The 19,146-nt window shown below is 66.6% G+C and carries 15 protein-coding genes; all 15 read right to left on the minus strand.

Annotation, left to right across the window (positions count from 1 at the left end; all coding sequences use genetic code 11):
• Nucleotides 1–270 precede the first annotated feature (270 nt).
• Nucleotides 271–909: a chymotrypsin family serine protease gene (locus QN239_RS33330; RefSeq protein ID WP_499017594.1), complete on the minus strand. Its 639-nt coding sequence runs from the start codon at nucleotides 907–909 to the stop codon at nucleotides 271–273.
• Between the two features lies 1 nt (nucleotide 910).
• Complete coding sequence (locus QN239_RS33335; RefSeq protein ID WP_499017596.1) at nucleotides 911–1,246, minus strand: hypothetical protein; 336 nt, start codon at nucleotides 1,244–1,246, stop codon at nucleotides 911–913.
• A 10-nt stretch (nucleotides 1,247–1,256) separates the two neighbouring features.
• A complete protein-coding gene (locus QN239_RS33340) occupies nucleotides 1,257–3,164 on the minus strand; it encodes an AfsR/SARP family transcriptional regulator (RefSeq protein ID WP_499017597.1) in 1,908 nt (635 codons plus the stop codon).
• A 10-nt stretch (nucleotides 3,165–3,174) separates the two neighbouring features.
• Nucleotides 3,175–3,552: a hypothetical protein gene (locus QN239_RS33345; RefSeq protein WP_499017598.1), complete on the minus strand. Its 378-nt coding sequence runs from the start codon at nucleotides 3,550–3,552 to the stop codon at nucleotides 3,175–3,177.
• Between the two features lie 9 nt (nucleotides 3,553–3,561).
• Entirely contained in the window at nucleotides 3,562–4,152 is a 591-nt protein-coding gene (locus tag QN239_RS33350; RefSeq protein ID WP_499017600.1) for a type VII secretion target, read from the minus strand.
• 20 nt (nucleotides 4,153–4,172) lie between these two features.
• Nucleotides 4,173–4,889, minus strand: coding sequence for a hypothetical protein (locus tag QN239_RS33355; protein WP_499017602.1), 717 nt, complete (start codon nucleotides 4,887–4,889; stop codon nucleotides 4,173–4,175).
• Nucleotides 4,886–5,698, minus strand: coding sequence for a hypothetical protein (locus QN239_RS33360; RefSeq protein WP_499017603.1), 813 nt, complete (start codon nucleotides 5,696–5,698; stop codon nucleotides 4,886–4,888). The genes QN239_RS33355 and QN239_RS33360 overlap by 4 nt, the downstream gene beginning before the upstream one ends.
• Nucleotides 5,699–5,735: 37 nt before the next feature.
• Nucleotides 5,736–8,132 (minus strand): hypothetical protein, encoded by a 2,397-nt coding sequence (locus tag QN239_RS33365; RefSeq protein WP_499017605.1) that lies wholly within the window; start codon nucleotides 8,130–8,132, stop codon nucleotides 5,736–5,738.
• A 61-nt stretch (nucleotides 8,133–8,193) separates the two neighbouring features.
• A complete protein-coding gene (locus QN239_RS33370; protein ID WP_499017607.1) occupies nucleotides 8,194–9,237 on the minus strand; it encodes a VldE C-terminal domain-containing protein in 1,044 nt (347 codons plus the stop codon).
• An 81-nt stretch (nucleotides 9,238–9,318) separates the two neighbouring features.
• Complete coding sequence (locus QN239_RS33375) at nucleotides 9,319–9,672, minus strand: hypothetical protein (protein WP_499017609.1); 354 nt, start codon at nucleotides 9,670–9,672, stop codon at nucleotides 9,319–9,321.
• A 115-nt stretch (nucleotides 9,673–9,787) separates the two neighbouring features.
• Nucleotides 9,788–12,142: an FtsK/SpoIIIE domain-containing protein gene (locus QN239_RS33380; RefSeq protein WP_499017611.1), complete on the minus strand. Its 2,355-nt coding sequence runs from the start codon at nucleotides 12,140–12,142 to the stop codon at nucleotides 9,788–9,790.
• Nucleotide 12,143: 1 nt separating this feature from the next.
• The gene (locus QN239_RS33385; protein WP_499017612.1) at nucleotides 12,144–13,526 is read right to left on the minus strand and encodes a DUF4226 domain-containing protein; all 1,383 of its coding nucleotides are present in this window, start codon (nucleotides 13,524–13,526) and stop codon (nucleotides 12,144–12,146) included.
• The gene (locus QN239_RS33390) at nucleotides 13,523–14,512 is read right to left on the minus strand and encodes an NlpC/P60 family protein (protein WP_499017614.1); all 990 of its coding nucleotides are present in this window, start codon (nucleotides 14,510–14,512) and stop codon (nucleotides 13,523–13,525) included. The genes QN239_RS33385 and QN239_RS33390 overlap by 4 nt, the downstream gene beginning before the upstream one ends.
• A complete protein-coding gene (locus QN239_RS33395; RefSeq protein WP_499017616.1) occupies nucleotides 14,509–16,701 on the minus strand; it encodes a hypothetical protein in 2,193 nt (730 codons plus the stop codon). Before QN239_RS33395 ends, QN239_RS33390 begins: the two co-directional genes overlap by 4 nt.
• Nucleotides 16,701–19,145, minus strand: a complete 2,445-nt coding sequence (locus tag QN239_RS33400) for an ATP-binding protein (RefSeq protein ID WP_499017618.1) — start codon at nucleotides 19,143–19,145, stop codon at nucleotides 16,701–16,703. The genes QN239_RS33395 and QN239_RS33400 overlap by 1 nt, the downstream gene beginning before the upstream one ends.
• Nucleotide 19,146: the final 1 nt, after the last annotated feature.

Raw genomic sequence — 19,146 nt, forward strand, 5'->3', positions numbered from 1 at the left:
TCGCTACGTCCTTGACGATGGCAAGATGGCGGGGCCCAGGTTCTCTGCACGTTGGTTTCCGGCACGAGACACACAACTGCGTAGCTACAAGATTGCACTCACAGTAGTCAGCCATGAGGTGAGAGATTAGCTGAGAGACCCGGACTCCACCGGCTTGCCCGTGATCCCATCGCGGCCCGAGTTCTCACCGAAATGTCCAATTGGACATCGACTGGACATTTCACCTGAGAAATGGACATTAAACTTGAGAAGCCCACAACAACAGCAAAGTTAGTCCATGTCCCAGCCGGTTCCCCAAGTTTGGGAGAGGAAGTTGCGGATGGCGCCGATGGTGGTGCAGTAGATGACGCCAGGGCGGCGGGGGTCTTCGGAGATGACGGTGCCCACGACGTGGACGCCTTTGCTGGTGGGGTTGAGTCGTTCGTAGATGGGCGCGCCGCTGTCTCCGTGGTCGGCCGGCATTTGAACGGCGAATTTGGTGTCGTCGACGGAAAGTACTGTGCCGCAGGTTTCTTGGGTGGTTGCTCCGTATTTGCAGACCGTCGATCCCTTGCTGGGCACCCAGGGGTCCAGGAGTGGTTCGCGTGACATGAGGCTGTACTCGCTGGGGATGTTCGAGTAGAGCCGGATGGCGATCAGATCGGTTGTGGGGTCGTGTATTTCGGGGATGAATTGGCCGATCTGAATGTTGCCGAGGCTGACCTCGGTGATGCCGTCGTGGTAGCAGTGCCCGGCGGTGTAGACGATGTTGGGCATCTTGGGGTCGGGGAAGCTAACCGTGCACCAGCGGCCTCCGCTGGTGATCATGAAGCCGGCGGTGATCGCGAGTGCGTTGGCGGGGCTTGCGGTGGTCAGTGCGGCGACGGCGGCCATGAGCATGGCGGCCAGCGCGGTGAGCAGGCGCTTCATGTCAGTACCGCAAGGTTTCGCGTTTGAACTGTTCATACTGCTCAGCGGTGGGGGCGTCGGGCATTACGTCGTACGCCGAGGGTGGGACAGTGGTGCCGTTGGCGGCCGCTGCGGCTTCCATACGTTCGCGCACGGCCAGGCGTCCGCGCATGGAGGCCACGCTGGCCACGGCGAGGATCTCGCGGGTCAGGGCGCGCTCTTTGAGCTGGCGGACGCTTTCGTGGAGGAAGAATCCGTTGACGGCGCCGCCGGCGGTGGCCGAGACGCCGATGGTGCGGGTGCGGTTGAAGATCTCGTAGCGGTCGGGCTGCTGCGGGTTCGAGTCGGCTGATGTCATGGCTTCTCCTTCAGGATGCGCGCGCTGCCGCTAGCAGCTGGCGCAGCGCGGGATGGGTGGGTACGGGAATGGCCTGTTTGAGGTCCCAGATGAGGGCTCTGCGCTCCTCGTCGGTGACGGAGTTGGCGGCCACCAGCCAGAGGTCCTCACGCTGGGCGTAGACGCTCAAGCCGAGCCGGGCGGTGCGGTAGGCCGCTTCGTGGGCGCCGGCGGCCTGCTGGCGTTGGGCCAACTCGGCGGCGGCGGTGCTGCAGCGGTCGATGAGTTCGTCTTTGAGCAGCTGCACCGAGCGCCAGGCGTACTCCTCGTCGGGGACGTCTTCGAAGGGGGCGCCGCGGATGAGTCGTACTGCGGCGGTGAGCGCTTCGGTGGTGGCGCTTTCGGGGGTGTGGCCGATGAGGCGGTTGAATTCCTTCCAGTCGCAGAACATGTCGACGACGAGGAGGCCGCGGGCGTCGTTGCGGATGGGGTCGATCCCGCCCATCATTTTGCGGATCTGCGTGCGCAGCTGGCGCCGGTTCTGGGGGGTGACCTGGAGAATCTTCTCTTCCCACTCGGTGGAGGTGACTCCGTTGGAGGTGGCCAGTGCCATCAGGGCCTTGACGGGCTTGCGGACTCCTTGGCGGGTCACTGCGGAATGCTTGACCGGCTCCTTGGTCTCGGGGTCGAGCCCGAGCGCGTACACCTGTCCGAGGACGTAGAGGCCCGGTTCGGTGGGTTCCTCCGCGGGGCGGCCCGGAAGGAGCGGGGTGAGGTCGCCGGCGCCGGCGCCGCTGTCGTGGCCTGTCTGCGCGAAAGGGGTCGGGATGTCAGGGGTGAGTAGCGGCGGCGGGCCTAGGGGCTGGTCGGCGGCCGGCGCAGGCTCCCGGGACGTGTCGTATGTGCCGCTCAGTAGGGGTGTGGGTTCGTGGGTGGGCGCTGGTTGCGGGTTGGGCGTCGGCAGCAGATGGGGGGCCTCGGGTGTCGCGGCCGGAGCAGGCGCTGCGTCGACGGCCGGGGTCTCCTCGACGAGGCCCGCTGACTCTGGGGACGTGTCATTATCGCTGGTCACGGGCATGGCGTTGGAGGGCTGGGGGTCCGCTGGCGGTGAGGAGGCCTGGCCGGGGGACGTGTCATTACCCGAGGTCGTGGGGCCTGTGTGGGTGGTTGCGGCGACTGGACGCTCGAGATGGTCGGGGGCGAGGGCTTGTGCGGCCGCGGGCCCGGCGGCGACCGCCGGCGCCAGGACGTCCTTGAGCTGAGTCCACTGCGGGTCGGCGACCTCCATGCGTCGCCAGATCGGCCAGTAGCGGTTGGCCAGGTAGATGCCGGCGACGGCCTCGTTGCACAACACGACGTTGGCGGCGCCGGCGGCCTGCGAGGACACCAGGATGGGATGGGCCTGGCCGTCGGCAGGTGCACTGGTGTGGGCGGTGGTGAGGATCAGGGACACCTGATGCGGGGCGGTCGCGGGGTCGTCGATGAGAAGCAGTCGCTCGGCGCCGGCGATCGCCAGGGCGGAGTCGGTGACAGCAAGGAATGCTTCCGGGGTTTTCGACAAGGTCTGCATGAGCCAGGACCGCATCATCAGGACCGCGTTGCCGCCTTCGATCCCGAGGTAGGCGGCCGCTGCGAGGTTGACCACCAGCACTTCGTTGCGGGAGGTGATGCCTGCGACCACGTGGTGGTGGGCTGAGGTGCTGCGAGGCAGCAGTTGGGAATGCAGAGGGTGTGACCACCCCTGCGGGGCTGGAGTCCATTCCAGACCCACCGGCTCGGCGGTGGGGTCAGCTGGATAGGCGGTGATCGTCGCGGCGTCGATGGTCGCGGCGACGGCACCGGCGGGACCGAACGCGTCGGTCAGGAGCTGCGCGACGTTCTTCAGCGCCCCGTTCCCAGCAAGCAGCCACCGAGTCAGCTTGGCGGCTTGCTCATTCACACGGGTGAGTCTATCGAGGCTGGGGGCCTGTTTCGGGGTCCGCGCCGGCGTGGTTTTCGTGCTCGGCGATCACGGTCTCGAAGTCGGGCAGGTCGTGTGCGGCCTGATAGAGCGCGGCGATCTGCTCCGCTGTCTCTTGTCCGGCAGTCATCACGAGTCGGGTGATTTCCTTGGCGATCTCGGCAGGGGTCTTGCGGTCCAAAATGCCCGGCTTGAGCCACAAGTCGACCAGTTGGCCGTACATGTCCACCTTGACGGCGATGTCTTTATCTTCGGAAAGCCGTTCGCCCAGAACGCCTCTCATCTTTTCGATGTATCCCATGTGGTGGTCGTACACCGCATCGGCGTACAGCAGCGTGTTTTTCACGTCGGGATGAATGACGGACATGGTTGATTCCTACACCATTCTGGTCGCGTTGATGGCTGCGGCGTTGGCTTCTTCGGTGGCCTTTGTGGAGGCAATGGAGGCGAACAACGCCGTCGCGGTTTGAGTGTTGTGTTCGGCGAACGCCGTACCAGCCATCAGCTTGCTGGCTTGGAACTCCTTGATCTTGAGGTAGGTGCCGAAGTTCACCTTGCCGTGCGTGGCCAGGTAACGCTCGGGGAAATCCGGGTCGCCGGAGGCCCACTCGGCGAGTTCCTGGGCGTTGAGGTTGTGCTCCTGGGCGAACTTCTCCAGCTCGGCGTAGTTGACCTCAAACGGCGCCCCGGGGCCGGTCGTGTTGCTCACCGGCGCCACTCCCCCGGACACGCCCGGCCCGGGGCCGGCGCCGGGCGGTCCGACGGGTTCGGGCTCGAAGCTGCCCTCGTTGAAGTCGTGCAGCCAGTCGTAGTTGGGGTCCCCGCCGGCGGTGTTGGTGACGTTGCTGACCAGGCTCGCCGGCACGGGGCCGATGGCGCCGGGCCCGGCCGCGGCGCCGCCGGGGTCCACGGGCGTGTTGAAGTCGTGCCATCCCGGTTCGGTGAACCAATCGTCGTTGTCGGACATCGTGTCTCAGATCCTTTCGGTCAGATGCTGGTGGTGGTCGGTTTGAAGGCCGCGGCGGAGGACTCGTCAGTCGACCGGGTGGACTCGATCGCCCCCCGCAAACCGAGGGCAGTGTCTGCGTTGCGCTGCGCGTACGCGCCCGCCTCGACCTGGCGACTCTCGTTGAAGCCCTTCACATTCAGATACGTCGCGTAGGCCACCTTGCCGTGGGTTGCCAGCAGCTGATCGGCGAAGTCCTTCTCCGCATCAGCCCACTGAGCCACCTGCCCGGCCTGCGAGTCATGACCCTGCGCCAACCCCTCCAAATGGTGGTAGTTGACCTCGAACACGTCCTTACCCGACTTCCCCTCGGGGGCGGACTTTGTGTAGCCGGCGGGGTGCGTCGACCCCGGGGCGTCTGGTCGATGGTCGGGCCACCACAGATCTGGATCGTTTTTGTCCTGCACGTAATCGTGCATCCCGTAGGGCGGCAACTCGCCGGGAAAGCTTGGAGACCAGCGGATCGGATCATCGCCGCCGGTGCCATGGATCCCGTCGAGGGTGGATCGTGGCATGCCCTGTGACGTGTCGAATTGTTGCTCGGGGATGTAGGGCGGGTACTGCGGCGTGTGGAAGGTGCCGTCGGGGTTGGGTTCTACTTCCGGATACATCGGGAAGGGCTGGAGATCTTCGGGGGGTCCAGCCGGGTAGGTGATGCGTGGCGGGTTCGGCTCCGGGGTGGGTTGCGGGGTGGTCACAGGGTCGCGCTCCTTCCTGAGTTGGTGGTCGGTTTGAAGGCCGCGGCGGAGGACTCGTCAGTCGACCGGGTGGACTCGATCGCCCCCCGCAAACCGAGGGCAGTGTCTGCGTTGCGCTGCGCGTACGCGCCCGCCTCGACCTGGCGACTCTCGTTGAAGCCCTTCACATTCAGATACGTCGCGTAGGCCACCTTGCCGTGGGTTGCCAGCAGCTGATCGGCGAAGTCCTTCTCCGCATCAGCCCACTGAGCCACCTGCCCGGCCTGCGAGTCATGACCCTGCGCCAACCCCTCCAAATGGTGGTAGTTGACCTCGAACACGTCCTTACCCGGCTCCCCCTCGGGCGTCTGGGCGTCGCCATCGGTGGTGTGGCCCGAGGGGTGTACGGACAGAGGGTTCGATTGCGGGCCGGGCAGCCACACGCCACTGTCGCCGAGGGGGATGTAGCCGCGGGGTCCGAGATCTCCGGGACGGAGGTACTTGATGTCCTCGATCTGGATGGGCTTCTCACCGGCCGGTGGGGTGTAGGAGCCGGGGCGGAAGTCGTTCCCCCGAGGGCTGGGTACCCACACCCCGGTGTTCCTGCCCAGCTCCATGTACCCGTAGGGACCGAGCGCACCTGGGGTAAGCACCTTGATGTCGCTGGCGTACAACGGCATTCGCACGTTGTTGTCGTTGACGACTCCCGGGTGCAGCGCGTTGGCGGCCGGATTGGGGATGAACAGTCCCGGCAGCAGCTCCTTGGTGTTGGGCGGGCCGAGCTGGCCGGGTCCCACGTCGACCAGATCCGCGAGGTCGAAGGTAGTCATGGGGTTCTCCGTGCGTCGAGTGTGGTCATCGGCGGCGTCATTCCTTGCCCGCCGCGATGCGTTCTTGCCTGGTGGATCGGGCCGCAGGAGGCGGCACGGCACCCTCGAACGGTGACGGCGGCGCGGGCTGAGGCACTGTCGCACTGGGCTGCTGGGGCGCCGGCGCGCCAGCAGGCCCCGGACCGGACAGCGGCACGCTGTCTGGCGGCGGTTCGGCAGGCACCGGTGTCGTCGGCGGAGCCGCCGGCGGCTGCTGCTGCGGGGGCTGCGGGGCAGGTGCCTGATGATCAGCCGGCGGCGGGGCGGGCTGACCTGCCGATGGTGGCGCCGCCGGCGGAGGTGAGCCGGCGGGGTGCGGCGCCTGGGGGTCGGTCAGGGGCGGCGCCGAGGTGTGCATCGACAAGGTCGGGTCCGTGGCGGTGGGGCGGAACACGCCCTCGAAGCCCTTCTGGTCCTTGAAGACGTCGTCGAGCGTGTGGGTGACGCCAGGGTGGTTGGGGTCGGCGACCAATCCAGGCGCGACGGCCACCATGGTCTTGTCCTGCCACTTCAGCACGTCCCCCGGCTGCATGTCCGATGGGTCGACCTTGGCGCCAAGGTTCTTGCCGTCGCCGGGCAACTCCAATCCGGCAGGGCTGTAGGCCTTCTGCGCGGCATCGCCACCAGGGGACGCCTTGTCGAGGGCGTTCTGCGCCGCGTCAGCGGCCTGCTTGTTCGGCGCATCAACCACCTTGCCGTCCGGCAGCGTCACCGTCGGCTTGGTGGTCGCGTTGCCCGCGGGTGTGGCCGTGGGAGCAGCGGGTGTGCCAGCGGGTCCGGGCGCTCCGGCGGCCGCGGCCGGCCCGGCGGGCGTCCCGCCGCCGGCCGCGCTGGACGACGCGGGTGGCGGTCCGTTCTGCGGGCCGGAGTTCAGTGGGGCGATCGGCGACTTCTTGTCATCGGGCTTGTCGTCAGCCCCGGAGAGCTTGGCCAGCGGCTTGACCGCGTCGGCGATCGGCGAGAGCGGGTTGGCTCCCCCGCCGCCCATCGGGTTCCCGCCGCCGAGGCCCCCGAGTGGGTTCATTCCACCGAGGCCGCCCAGGGGGTTGCCGCCCATCGGCATGCCGCCGAACGGTGAACCCATGCCGCCCAGGAGGTCCTTGAGATCCTTTTTGTCGTCGGTGGGCGGGGAGGCCAACGAGGGGTCGGCTGCGCCGGGCGGCATGCCCGCTGCGGGTGCCGGCGGTGTCATCGGGGTCGCCGGGCCGCCGGATGGATTGGCCGGGACGTTCTGCGATGACTTGGCGGCGCTCTCAACCTCGGACTTGACGGTGTCGAGGAGTTTGGACTCTGCCTGCAGCAGTCCGTGCCAGTCGCCCTCGTCGATTGTCTTGGCGGTCGAGTTGAAGGTGCCGATGGCGTTGTTGATGGCGTCGCGGCCGGCTTTGGTGACGTTGGCCGAATTCTGCACTGCGGTCTTGAATGCCTGTGCCGCCGCGTCGAATTCGGATTCGATCCGCTTGAAGTCGCCTTTGACCTTGTCGTAGGCGTCGATGCCCGACTTGTCGCCGGTGTCGGTGCTGAACGGAAACTCGGGCAGATCACTGGTGGCGGGTGTGCCGCTGCCGAACAGTTCGTAGAGCTTGGCGATGACGCCGGTCATCCGATTGGGGACGTCGGGGTCGACGTCGGTGGCCCACTCGGGGTACTGCGGCGTGGTCATACCGTCCGGGATGTCCACCTTGGTGCTTTGCAGCGGTCCCTTCTGACCGGGTGCGCCCGGTGGGGTGGGTTGCTGCGGTTGACCGTTCGGCGGCGGGGTTCCCTTGCCCGCCTCGTACTGGGTCTCCGGGATCGGCTTGCCGTTCTTGTCGAAATAGTCGGTGCGCCCGGTCGCCGGGTCCACCGTGTAGTAGTCCCCGTTCTTGTTGATCGGGGTCAGGATGGCGTTGGGGTCGGCCGGGTTGCCGTGCAACTGAGTACCGGGGGCCAGGAAGGCCTGCTGCGGTCCGATCTGGGTGCCGCGGGCATCGACGGGCATGTACATCTTGCCGTCGGCGCTGCGCCGGTAGCCCAGGGGGTCGAATGCGGGACCCGTCGGCTTGAAGTTCTTGTCTGCCACGGTGACTGAGCCATCGGTGTTCTGGATCCAGTTCTTGCCGCTGGCCGCGTCGTGGTAGACGACGGTGCCATCGTTGGGCAGCCGCGTCCCGTCGCCGAACACCAGGAACCGCTCGGAGCTGGTGTCGTCGGTATTGAAGTGGATGTTGGGGTCGCCGTATGCGGTTTGAGCGTTGGCCTTCACGACCGTCCATGCGGGGTCGTCCTTGCTGATGTAGCGGGACGGGTCGTCGGTCAGCGCCCACCCCGGGGTATGCCAGCCTTGACCATGGGAGGCGTCCCAGGTGCGCCATGTGGTGGCGTCTCCGAACTTGCGGGCGTCGCTGTCGGTCATCGGATTTCAGCCTCTCCGTGGGGAACTCGGGTAAGTGGGGGCGTCTGCGGTTGAGGGGTTGTCATAGCGAGTACGTTTCCCCTCCGGTGGGATATCCGCCGCCGTCGGTGGCGATGTGGACGTGATCCATATGGTTGGCAGTCGGCCCGCCTCGGTCTTCCATGCCCCGAGGTGCGGCGCCTTGGGTGTACATCGTTTGGCGCCAAATCGCGTGATTGAGACCGTATTTGGAGGCGTGTTGCATGGCGAAGGCTAGGACCCGGTCGCCGAGCGCCTTACCTTCGGCGCTGCTGGGGTTTGGGATCATGACGTCGATCGCCAGGCCGTTGGGATGCCACTTCAGTGAGTCCGCGCGCACTCCCCCGATGTCCCTGATCTCGGGGAAGGCGGCGCTGATCGCGCGAGCGATCAGGATGGTGTTGCGTTGCAGCCCCTTCTCGGATCCGATCTCAGGGGGCAGCGCTCCCTCCGGGGTGGCACGGGCAGCCAGGACGGCACCCGGCTCACCTTTGCCACCCTTGCCGGCGGTGAGACCGGACAGCATGCTCGCCGGCGCGGAAGACAGGCCCGATAGAGCGCTGAGCGGGTTGCCGCCGCCTTTCCCGCCTCCGCCTGGTCCGCCGCCGGCGCCTGAACCACCGCCCATCCCGCCACCACCCATGCCGCCACCACCCATGCCGGAGGCCGCGGCCTTGGCCTGCTGGTAGTACTTCTGGGCCAATGCGTCGACCAGGACGCGGCGCATGTCGGCCGGTGGGAGTTGGGCGCGGACGGCGCGGCTGCCGTTGGCTAGTGCGTCGGCCTTGTTCTGCAGGGAAGCCATCGCACCCATCGGGGTGTTCTCCACCGGCGCCAAGGCGTCGTCGCGGCTCACGTATTGGTCGGTGGTGGCGTCGATGTCGGCGCGCCCGGCCGCCACGTTCGCGGCTGACTCGTCGACCACGGGAACCAGGGAAGGGTCCACCTCGGCCAGTGCCGCGCTGATCTGAGCTTGGCTCTTGCGGGACAGGACGAGGTGTTCGATGAAGTCACCCAGGCCGTCGGGCAGCGCCTCCAGGCGCTGGCTGATGGTGTCGGGGATGGTCGACGGAAGCGGCGCAGTCACTGGTGTGCCCTCTCCGAGGAGCCCTCGGAGTTGGTTGAGGATCGCCGTGATCTCGTCACGTGTAGCGCCGCCTGTCGTCATCTACGGCGAGGGCTCCGGTGCGGGGCCGTCCTGGTTGCCGCCGTCGTGCCCGCTGTCGGAGTTGGTGATGCCGTTGTCGGCGGCGCCACCGGGGTTGCGGGGTTCCAAGGTTGCCGAGCGCTGTTGCCGGCGGGGCAGTGCGGTCCTGGGGACACCGAGTTCGGTGAGTTCGGCGGGCTTCCAGCCTGCTTCGATGCACTCCAGCACGGCCTTTTCGATGTCGGCCTCGCAATCCTTGAGTTCGGCCTCCTTCTCGGCTTTGGCGTCGAGCAGCTCTCCGAGGCGTTGGACCGGGCCCAGACGCGACGAGAGGAAGTCGTTGGCGCGTTTGGTGAAGTCGTTCTTCTTAGCCACCGGTGAGGGTCCTTTCGTTGGACTTGATGTTTCCATTATTGGCGATCGACAGCAATTATCCGCACGTCAAGGCGTGTTTGTTTGATGGTTGGATTCGCCGATGACATATGTGGGTTCATACCGAGGCCAGGTGGGTTTCTGCGAGGTCGCGGACGTCGACGAGGGCATCGCTGGCCACCTCGGTTTCTTCCCGTTCTCCCGAGTAGACGTCGCGCAGGATCAGCACGGTCGTGTCTGGGGTGTCTCCGGGGCTCGGTTCGTCGTCGAGGATCATCCAGCCGCCGGTCTCTGGGTGGCACAGGTAGTCGCCGATTTCGAGCTCGGCGAGAGGCACGCGGCGGCTGTCGAGGTCGGTGGCGGCATAGGTGGAGACGAGGTCTTCTGCGGAGCTGGCGGTGCGCGGGCCGCCGGGGGCGGATCCGAAGATGGAGTCGACGCCGTCGTCGACGAGCGCGAGCCACCGTGGTGGGTCGTAGTCGGGCGAGGCCGGATCGAAGTGTGGGTAGTCGGCGGCCTTGAGCAGGGGCAGCGCCTCGTAGGTGACGTAGTCCTCTGGGTCGGTGATTGGGTCGGTTTCCGGCGGCATGATGACGCCGCGTTCGTAGAGCGCGACCGGCGGGCGCAGTTCGTCGACGATCCGCTGCTCTTCCTCGCTGCCCGGGTCGTCGAGGTCGGGGACGTAGAAGGTCTGGACTTCGGTGGGGATGCCGGCGCTGTTGAGTGCGGTGCCGCGGCCGCGGATCCCGATGGGAATGGTTCTCCCGGCGTTGGCGTCACTGTGGATCATCTGTGCCGCAACGGAACTGAGCTTGCCCAGAGACACTCTCATTGTGAAGTTGTCCTTGGCTTCGCCTTCGAGGAACTTCTGGTCGGCGCGCTGCAGGGCGGCCACGCAGTGCAGGCGGGCGGTGCGGGCCAGGCGCAGGATGGACGAGAACTTCTGGATCGTCGGGCAGGCTCCCTTGCCGCCGGTGCTGGCGTAGAGGGACTTCATGGCTTCTTGGAACTCGGCGTATTCGTCGAAGATGATCATGAAGGGCACTTCGTTGGCCAGTGACCGCTTGTTGCGCTTGTAGAGGTTGTAGCGGCGGCGCATCTCCTTGTGCAGGGTTGCCACCAGTGCGGCGGCTTCGTGCGGTTCGGTGATGACTGCTACAACCTGGGGGTAATCGCGGAAGGCAGTGAACTCACCACCTTTGAAGTCGATGATGAAGATCTGGCAGCCCAGGCGTGCTCCGTTGACGAGCGAATTGTGGATGAGGGCGGTCTTGCCGGTGCCGGTCGGCCCCATGAGCAGCATGTGCGGGTTGATCTTGAGGTTCCACTCGATGAGGGTTCCCTCTTCGTCGACGGCGAGCGGAATGGTTGCTCGTTCGTAGCGTTGGCAGGCTTCCTCGACGCTGGTGACGGCTGGCCTGACCGGTGGATAGACACGGGTGGGCAGCTCCGTGCGCATTTCGAATGTCGCTGTGCCGCTCAGGTTGTCGTTCCGGACGCAGCGCCAGCGGCCTGGAAGTCCGAGATCGCTGATCTTGCGGGCAATCACGCGTAGACGGTCAGTGCCGGCGAGAGCGCTTCCGATCTTGTGGCGCACGGTGAACCTGATCAGGTCGCCGTTGCCGCTGTAGTCGTGCTCGGGGTCGATGATGACCGTGGCCCCTGAGTCGAAGAGCGCCTTGGAAGCGATGTGTTCCCGCAGTCCCCGGACCAGGTCGGACTCGCTGCTGGGACTGGCCAGTGTGGCGGTGATGAGTTGGTCGGTCGTGGCGAAGGACAGCGAGAAGTGCCCGCCCACAGCATCATCGAGGCGCTGGTTGAGTTGTGGTTTGAGTTCCTCGCGGCGTCCGCGATAGGCCAGCAGGACGGTCTTGGGCTTGTCGGGTTGGCCCTCGACTTCCTCATCCCATTCGGTGATGGCCACGACCCGGCTGCGCGGCAGCTCGTCGTAGCCCAGGTAGGGGTAGAGGGCCCATTCGATTTCGTTGAGGTAGCGGGCGCGTTCGCTTCGTTCGCGCAGTTTTTCGGTGAGCACGTCGGCCAGGCCGTAGGCCGCGATGATGCCGATGGCCGCGGCGATGAGGTCGGGGACGAACGGAATGAGCGCCAGGATGAGTAGGCCGCCGGTCAGGGCGGTGGCCGCCAGCACCGGCGCGGCAACCGGGGGCACGGGGCGGCGGTCGTCGGGGTCGTGTTGTACCGGTGCGGCCATCCGGATCCCGATCATCACCGCAGCCGCGATGCCGAGTGCGATCGCCACCAGGGCGGTGACGGTGAGCAGGGTGGGTCCGGCGGTGTTGGGGTTGGCGCCGGGGAGGGTGAACAGGGGTCCGGAGGTGGTGAAGTAGCCCTGGCGCAGAGCCCAGGACGTGGCGGTCGCGGCGAATTTCAGCCACAGCGCACCCAGGACCACGGGGACGGCGACGATAGCGGCCAGTGCTGGGTTGCGTTGTTGGGTATCGGTTTTGGCCACGTCAGTATCCCTTCGGCGCCGCGTAGGGGTTGGCTTGCTGCACTTTGTGCATGAGGTCTGATCCGTCGGCGGATACCTGGTAGCGGGTCATGACGTAGTGGATGGCGGCCGCGGCATTGGCGACGGGGTCGAAGATGTCACGTGACGTTCCAGGGCGCCAGTGAGCGGCGAAGGTTGGCTCGATGGTTTGCATCCACCCTTTGGACGGGGTTCCCCTGGCGGCGTTGGAATCTGACCCGTTAATGGCCCGCGGGTTGTTGCCCGATTCACGTTGTCCCATGGTCATGAGGCCAGGCAGCCAGTTCGCGACGGCGCGGGGGTCGGTGATTCCGTTGGCGGCCAACGCTTTGATCGCCCATGCCTTGGGGCCGCCGGCGGCCAGGAGGTGCTTCTGTTCCTCGCTATCGGGTCCGCCGGCGTTGAGGTCTTTGAGGTAATCCGCCGACATCGCCTTGACGGTGCCTGCGTTGAGCGAGTCCTTGCCGACGGCGTCACTCAGGACGGCGCCGGCCTGCTGTAGGCCTTGGGCGATGGTGGTCAGCACACCGAGCTGGCCCATGGGGGTGTTGGCGATCGGCCCCATGGCCTGCAGCGCGGACTTGACCTGGTTGATGATCTGTTCGATCTTGTCTCGGCCCATGGTGGAGTTGGCCGCTGAATCTTGAAGGGAGGTGCGGAGTTTGCGCTCCAAGTTGTCCATGGCGCGGGCTTGGTTGGCCTGCTTGTCGACGTCGGATTGGTAGGCGTCTCCCGCCTCTCCGGTGATGCCGCTGCTGACGTCGGTGTTGCCGAGCCGGTCGAGCACCCCTTCGGGGAAGCCGCTGGAGGAGGGCATCGCTGGGTTGCCCTGGCCGAACTGGTTGAGGATCTGCCCGAACGGCGCCAGCAACCCCGAGCCGATACCCATCAGGGCCGACGGCAGGCTGGACAGCGGTTGGGCCAGGCCCGTGAGCATGCCGATCGCGTCTTGGGGGTTGATGGCGGACTTGGCCGCGGCGTCGGCTGCCTCCTTCGGCGCAGATGGGCTGTCCCCGCCTGAGTCACCGGATTCGCCCGATGGTGTGCTGGCGGGCTCGGCACCGGGACTTGCTGGTGCGGCAGCAGGTGCGGTAGAGGGCGGAGCTGCTGCAGCCGGGGTTGCTGGGGGCGTCGCTGGCGTCGGAGCGGATGCGGGATTGGCCGCCGGAGCGGCTGGCTGTTGAGCCGGCGACGCGGACGTAGACGGTGCAGCCTGTTGCTGCGGCGCGGGGCTGCCAGGGACCCGCGGAAATATCGGCAGGACCGGGCGGCGCTGGTTGTCGCGGTGACTTGTGTCCGGGGTCGAGGTTCCGAGCCCGGGCGGCAACGGGGGCGCCGCGGTGTCGGCGAGCTGGTCTTCGCTCATGGGGTCGGCACCTCCTGATCAGCTTGCAGGCGTGGCCTTTTGACGATGACGTTGCCGGTCGGCAGGACGCCGACGGCGATGGGCTGGTTCAACGTGGTGGCGTCGATGCCGAGGGTGGGTGTGATGGCGAGCATGACGGCGGTGGGCCCGTTGTCGGGGGTGAAGTTGAAGAAGACCAAGTCGCCGGCGCTGATCGCGGTGGGGTCCACCCGATCGCCGATGTCGATCTGGTCTGCGATGTCCTTCGGCAAGGTGACCTCTCCCCCGGTGGCCTGGTAGTAGGCGAATCTGATCAAGTTGGCTGCCGAAAAGGCGTTGTTCGACGGTCCAGCGGTGCTTCCATCGGAGTCGGTTGCCAGCAGGCCGACCTGCTGATTGGCGAGGGCCGCGGCTCGGCGGCCGGTCTCATCGCCTGGTGTCTTGAGGGGCGCTCCCACGATGTCGCCGGTACGGACGGCGTTGGCGCATGCCGCCGTCTTGGCGTCAGCGGTGGGCGGGGCGGTCAGCGACGCGTACGGGTTCGTCGGGGACGTGCTATTTGCGCTGGTGGTCGTCGTGGGGGTAGCAGTCACGGTGGTGGTGGGTGTGGTCGTTGTGGGGGGTGTCGTGGTAGCAGGTTGCAGCAGGGTCGTCTCCCAGGTCGTCGCCGGCGGCGTGTCCTCCAACGGCACCGAGGTGGCCAGTCGGGGTACGGCCGTGAAGGCCGCGGTGTTGCCGACGGAGTACCCGAGTCGAGATTCGCACTGGTAGTTGAAGTCGGCGCGCTGATCGGACATGCGACTCAACGCGACGATGGCGGTGATGAGCAGGACGAGCACCAGTGCCACCATGACGGCGGCGATCGCCAGGATCACCGGCCAGCCCAGGGCGCCGACGACAGCGGATCCCGCGGAGGCGGCCGCTTTGCGGGCGCCCTGGACCGCAGCTGCGCCCAGCAGCGACTTCATCGCTGACTGCCGGGGTGGTTGTGGGGACGGCTGAGTCATGATCGGTCCTGGTCATCGCGGGGCGGAGGAGGTGGCAGCGGCCGTGCGGCACCGGTGGACGGGGGCTTCGGCGGGTTCGTCGAAGGCACCGGCCCATGCTGGCCGGGTTCGTGCTCGAACGGCGACGGCGGCGCGGCGCCTGCGTCGGCGGGCCCCGCGAGCGGCGCGCCCCCAGCGGTCGGGGACGTGTCGTTGTTGCTGGTCACAGACGGTTGTATCTCGGGAAGCGCAGCTCCTAACCCCGTCTTGGGCGCCGGCGGCAGATCTGGGGCAGCGGAGCGCCTTTGGGCGGGGTTGTCGAAGGCCTGCGACGGCGTGGTCTGCAGGTCGGTTGCCGAGATGGACTGGCCCGCAGCAGTGGCCGTGTTGTCGGGTGCAGCGCTGAACTGCGTTGTAGGCGGCGCTGAGCGTGACGGCTGAGGGCTCGGGGTCCCCTCGGCGTCGCGGTGTGCTGACGGGGTCGACGTCGAGGGAGGCGACGTCGACGCGGGCGCCTCGGGCATGCTCACCGTGGGTGGTGTGCTGGCGGGCTGCTGGCCATTCCCCTGCGCCTTGTTTTGCTTGGCCTGCTCCTTTTCGGCTTGCTTCCTGGCCTTTTCGGCGGCGCGTTCGGCTTGCTCCTGGTTGCGTTCGTAGATGTCGGCGCCGCGATCCAGGTGTCTGACGATGGAGCTGCGCCCACCCCGCACGAAGGGTGCTACGACGTGTAGGGCGTGTGTGGCCGACGGTGACCGTGCAGCCAGCGCGCCGCCGACCATGGTCGAGCCGAGGCCCAGGGCGACGACGCTGGTGTCGCGTAGAAAGCCGCCAGCCTTGTCGTGAAGGATGTTCGTGGTCGGCGGCGGCGGGGTTGCGCCGACGCTGTTGAGTATTCCGGCCGCGACGTTGGCGCTGGATTGCTTGAGCTTCTTGGTGACCGTGAAGATGAGCCGGATCGCGGCCACCATCAGGATCAGGGCTGAGAGCATCGCCACGATCCCGTTGCCCTGCTTGCGGAATATGGCGGTCACGATTTCGCCGATGAAGATGGTCAAGGTGATGTAGGCGAACATCGCGACACCGGAAAACAGCACCGCGACGAAGGTGTCGACCAAGGATGCTTGGGGCCCCCCGGGGATCACGCCGACGGCGAATCCCCAGAGGAGCCGTACCGCGTTGCCTACGGCTCTGAAGAACTCGAGCACGATGTGGAAGCCGAGCACCGCGCAGAACAGGGCGAAGATGCTCTCGAACATGAGCATGGGAACGCCGGTGCCCAGCTGCCCGGGGGTGGGGTTGTCCGCGGTGGCTTTCATGACGGCGGAATCGGGGGCACCGCAGCTGCGGATCCCGTCCTTGATGTTGTCGGGGTCCCCGGAGTTGACGCCGTTGCTCCAGGCGGCTGCGCAGCTCGGGGTGGCGTCGGGTTGACCAGCGAAGTTCCATGTCTGCAGCGGTCTGCGTACGAAGGAGGTGGCCAGGGTCCCTTCCAGCCGGGCGAGGGTGTCCTTGGTGTCGGTGGCGCCGGCCACGGAGTTGGAGCCCAGGCTGACGGCGACGTCGCGGCCCTGGGCCAGGGGGCCGGAGTCGGAGATGACCCAACTGACGGGCGAGTAGGTGAGCGCGCCGCCGACCATTGCGACGAGGACCGCCACAGCCGCCTGTGACGCTGCACGCGGCAGGTTTCCACGCAGGATGTTGACTGCGACGAAGATGGCGGCGATGACCGCGGCGATCGCTGCGACGCCGGGCACGATCTGACCGGCGTAGCTCTGGGCGACCTCGGCTATCGGCTGGACCAAGTCGGGCATGAATCCGAAGCTGATGACGTACATCAGGAACCAGATCGCGACGCCGCCGATCACGACGAACAGACCGGCCTCGGCTTCGAACAGGGTTGCCAGCACAGCTTGGGATCCGCCGTCGAGGACCGATCCGTAATCGGTGGATATGGCGTAGCGCGACAACGGAACACCGTAGGAGTCGGTGACGTCAAGCATGTAGAGCATGGGGCTTTGGGGACCGAAGGCGGCGTGCACCTCGGCGGGGAATAGCAGAGCCACCACGCACAGGCATAGCTGCAGGTAGATCGGCAGCATGGTGAAGCGGCGCAGCCGGGTGGCCGTGGACAGCGCCCAGCCGCGGGCGAAGAGCTGGCCCAGCGTGGGCATCGTGGGGTCCCAGCCGGGGAAGAACGCGGCGGCAAGCATCAGATGCTCGCGTGCTGCGGTGTGGTGGAAACGGCGCGAGCCCGGTCGTCGCGGGCGGGCCCGAGGATCTTTCCCCGGCCGATTCGGCCGCGCCCGTCGGCGATGAAACATTCCCCTCGGCGGTTCGGAGCAACGGTTTCCTTGCGACCAATCGGTGGCGAGGTGTTCTCGCGGAGCGCCTTGATCAAGTAGGCGTCGCGCTCGATGTCGACGCCTAGCCATTCCAGAGTGTTGGCGGCGGTGACGGCGTTGCGTTGACGGAAGGCGAACCGGTTCGGGATGAGGTTGTGCGCTGCGGTCGCGTAGTCGGCCTTGGGGTCGTGCGAGGCGAGGATGATGCCGGCTGAGTGCTTTCTTCCGTCGCGGACGAACTCTTCGACGATCTGCTTGCCGACGGTGGTGGCGGTGAAGTGGTAGGCCTCGTCGACCACCAGCGCGCCGAATCGTCCGGGCTTGAGAAATTGTTCGCGCGCGAGCAGGCCGACGAGTTCGTAAAGCGCGTGTCCCAACCGCTTTCGCCAGGGCAGGTTCTCGTAGGCGTGGCTCAGGGTCAGTTCATCGACGGTCGGTAGCGCCAGGGTGTGGGTGCGCACGACGGTGGCAGTGGCGGTCAGAGGCATGGGCGGCAGTGCGCGGTCGAAGAGCACCGGCGCTTCGACCGCGTCCATGGCGCGCACCAGGGCGTGTTGGTCGTCGGCGTCGCGGCCTTGGCTGCCGGCGGCTCCGTGGGCTAGGAAGTCGCGGACGTCGGCCAGCGAGCGCAGCTGGTGGGCGGCGCGGTACTCGGGTTGGAGGATTTCGGCGAGAAGTACGCCCGGCGCGGAAACGACCGGGATGTTGAGCAGGGGCAGGATCGTGTCGAGGGTGATGCTGCGGGCTCGGTGGGGGTCGGCGAAGATCCGCAACGGGTCCAGGGTGAAGCGCGGGTCGTCGAGGCTGATCAGCACCGAGCCAGGAATCAGTTCGAGCAGGGGTACGTACTCGCCGCCGGGCGAGCGGTCGATGACCAGGAACTGGCCGAGTAGGTCGGCGATGATGCTGATCAGTGTCTTGGTGAAGTAGCTCTTACCCGAGCCCAGTTCGCCGGCGATGGCGATGGCGGGGCTGATGTCGGAGAGCACCTTGTTCAAGAAGTTGAAGTGCAGGGGCTCGAAGAGTCCGGAGAGCAGGTTGACGCCGATGATCGGTCCGGTGTCGTCGAGCAGTCGAGCGGTGGTGAAGGGGACGAAGCCAGCCCAGTCTGGGGTGGCGGTGATGTGCTGGTAGTCGGTGTAGACGCTGTCGGCGGGTGCTCCCGGGTTGAGCATCATCCAGAACCGTCGTTGGGCCCCGCGGGGGGCGTCCAGGCGGATGCCGAGCCGGCGGAACTTGGCTTTGAGAGTGCCGACGCTGCGGGTGAGGTCGGCCTCGGTGGGGGCTCCGACCGCCAAGACGGTGGTGAATTCGACCTCCTCGGCGTTTTCGTTGGTGGCGAGGCTGTCGTTGTAGGCGGCCAGCGTTTCGACCTTGCGGCGTAGCTCTTGGTTGTGGAAGCCGATATCGGTGTCGCGCTCGCCGAGCTGTACGCCGAGCTTGCCGAGGACCTTCTCGTTGAGTTGAGTGGCCGACTCGCGGTCACGGCGTCGCACACGCATCGCCCAGTCGACGGTGACGTCGGGGATGCCGTCGAGTACGGAGAGGAACTCGGAGTGCCCCGGGAAGGCCATCGACGGCGGAAACGACATCGGCGTCAGCATGGCCTGATAGCTGTTGATGACGTGGCCGTCGTCGAGCCGAACCATCGCTTTAAGCATGGGGTCGAAGCTGCGCCTGAAGGACTTCTCCGTGCGGGCCCCCTCGTCGAGCACACCGGGCTGGAAGAACGGAGTGACCGGCGGCGCAGTGCTCGGCGAAGCGCTCGCCGGGTTGTGGGGGGCGTGTTCGAGGGCTGACCCACGCATGAGGTTGTGGTTCCAGATGAACGGCAATAGCCCCTCGGGGACGGGCTGCAGCTTGAAGTTGGCTTCGGGGTCGACCATTCTCAACAGTTCGTCGGCTGCGGCCATCTGCGTTGCGACCTCCCGCGCGGAAGGCTCACCGTTGAGCTGGCTCTTCCCGATTGGGAATGTGATCGTGTAGATCCGGGTCAAAGGGGCGATCTCGGCAATGCGTCGATAGCCGTCCAGGGTCTCCTTGATGTAATCGGGGGTCCGCTGCAGATCGACCTGATCGAGCGAGCGGTTCATGACGTCGACGAGGTCAAGGGGCGCCTGCAGGCTCAACAGCAACGTGTCCTCGGGGCAGTTCAGAATCAGCGACTCGTGTGCATCAGCCACACCGGCCTTGTCCTCGGGCTGACGCAAGCCGTAGTCGAGTGCCTCAACGAAATAGGTCGCGAAGACAGCGCCATGGTGGGTCCACTGGAGGTGGCGGCGGCGAGCGGCGGTTGGCTGTCGGAGCTTCACG

The sequence above is a fragment of the Mycolicibacterium sp. Y3 genome (assembly GCF_051188035.1).
Classification (GTDB): Bacteria; Actinomycetota; Actinomycetes; order Mycobacteriales; family Mycobacteriaceae; genus Mycobacterium; species Mycobacterium fluoranthenivorans.